A 2207-nucleotide genomic window follows, 5' to 3' on the forward strand; every position below is an offset into this window, starting at 1 on the left:
TCCATTTTGTTAAAGAGCAGTCTTAGTCGTTAAACTAACGTTTAAAAACCAGAAGCAAACATTTAATCAAACATCAATTAATAACGCTTGCTTCTAATCTCTAAACCGCAACAAAGACACCAAGTCGTTGGTGGAGGATGACGGGATCGAACCGACGACCCCCTGCTTGCAAAGCAGGTGCTCTCCCAGCTGAGCTAATCCCCCAATATTCGGTGGTGGGTCTGGTTGGGCTCGAACCAACGACCCCCGCCTTATCAAGACGGTGCTCTAACCAGCTGAGCTACAGACCCTAAGGCGGTTTGCCTAAATCTTTGTTGCTGCTTATTTTTAAGATGACCGATAAGAGTGAATGCTTGTAGACAGGTGATCTTCTCTAGAAAGGAGGTGATCCAGCCGCACCTTCCGATACGGCTACCTTGTTACGACTTCACCCCAGTCATGAATACTACCGTGGTAATCGTCCCCCTTGCGGTTAGACTAACTACTTCTGGTAAAACCCACTCCCATGGTGTGACGGGCGGTGTGTACAAGGCCCGGGAACGTATTCACCGCGACATGCTGATCCGCGATTACTAGCGATTCCGACTTCATGCTCTCGAGTTGCAGAGAACAATCCGGACTACGATCGGCTTTCTGAGATTAGCTCCCCCTCGCGGGTTGGCAACTCTCTGTACCGACCATTGTATTACGTGTGAAGCCCTGGCCATAAGGGCCATGAGGACTTGACGTCATCCCCACCTTCCTCCGGTTTGTCACCGGCAGTCCCATTAAAGTGCCCAACTAAATGATGGCAATTAATGGCAAGGGTTGCGCTCGTTGCGGGACTTAACCCAACATCTCACGACACGAGCTGACGACAGCCATGCAGCACCTGTGTCCACTTTCCCTTACGGGCACCTAATGCATCTCTGCTTCGTTAGTGGCATGTCAAGGCCAGGTAAGGTTTTTCGCGTTGCATCGAATTAATCCACATAATCCACCGCTTGTGCGGGCCCCCGTCAATTCCTTTGAGTTTTAATCTTGCGACCGTACTCCCCAGGCGGTCTACTTCACGCGTTAGCTGCGTTACTCATGGATTTTACTCCACCAACAACTAGTAGACATCGTTTAGGGCGTGGACTACCAGGGTATCTAATCCTGTTTGCTCCCCACGCTTTCGTGCATGAGCGTCAATATTATCCCAGGGGGCTGCCTTCGCCATTGGTATTCCTCCACATCTCTACGCATTTCACTGCTACACGTGGAATTCTACCCCCCTCTGACATATTCTAGTCTTGTAGTTTCAAACGCAGTTCCCAAGTTGAGCTCGGGGATTTCACATCTGACTTACAAAACCGCCTGCGCACGCTTTACGCCCAGTAATTCCGATTAACGCTCGCACCCTACGTATTACCGCGGCTGCTGGCACGTAGTTAGCCGGTGCTTCTTATCAAGGTACCGTCAGCCTCACCATTTATTCGATGGTAAGTTTTCTTCCCTTGCGAAAGAGCTTTACAACCCGAAGGCCTTCTTCACTCACGCGGAATGGCTGGATCAGGCTTGCGCCCATTGTCCAAAATTCCCCACTGCTGCCTCCCGTAGGAGTCTGGACCGTGTCTCAGTTCCAGTGTGGCTGGTCGTCCTCTCAGACCAGCTACTGATCGTCGCCTTGGTAGGCCATTACCCCACCAACTAGCTAATCAGATATCGGCCGCTCTTATAACGTAAGGTCCGAAGATCCCCTACTTTCCCCCTCAGGGCGTATGCGGTATTAGCTAATCTTTCGACTAGTTATCCCCCATTACAAGGTACGTTCCGATATATTACTCACCCGTTCGCCACTAATCCCCCTAGCAAGCTAGGGTTCATCGTTCGACTTGCATGTGTAAAGCATTCCGCCAGCGTTCAATCTGAGCCAGGATCAAACTCTTCAGTTTAATTCCTAACTATTACTTTTTACCTCAATTAAGAGGCGGTATTCGATTTCGCTATATCTCAAATTCATTTCAAGGTATGTGTGTAAACTACACTGTACATACTTGTCATAAATCTAAGCGTAAGCATTTGTATTTTCTGAGTTTTACGCATCAAATGCGTTCACACCCAACTACAAACACCCACACTTATCAGTCATCCTAATTTTTAAAGAACAGTGCCTCGAAGGCTTTTCGCTCTTCCGTTTCAACTTCCAACGTTTCAAGCGAAGCGCGCATTATACAGAGGTTTTT

The 2207-nt window shown here is 48.8% G+C and carries 2 tRNA genes and 1 rRNA gene; all 3 read right to left on the reverse strand.

From position 1 onward, the window contains the following. Positions 1-128: 128 nt before the first annotated feature. A tRNA-Ala gene (locus ACT53D_RS14250) sits at positions 129-204 on the reverse strand. Between the two features lie 9 nt (positions 205-213). Beyond that, positions 214-290 (reverse strand) — tRNA-Ile (locus tag ACT53D_RS14255). 87 nt (positions 291-377) lie between these two features. Then, positions 378-1916 (reverse strand): 16S ribosomal RNA (locus tag ACT53D_RS14260). Positions 1917-2207 lie beyond the last annotated feature (291 nt).

This window comes from Methylophilus sp. DMC16 (genome assembly GCF_056314045.1).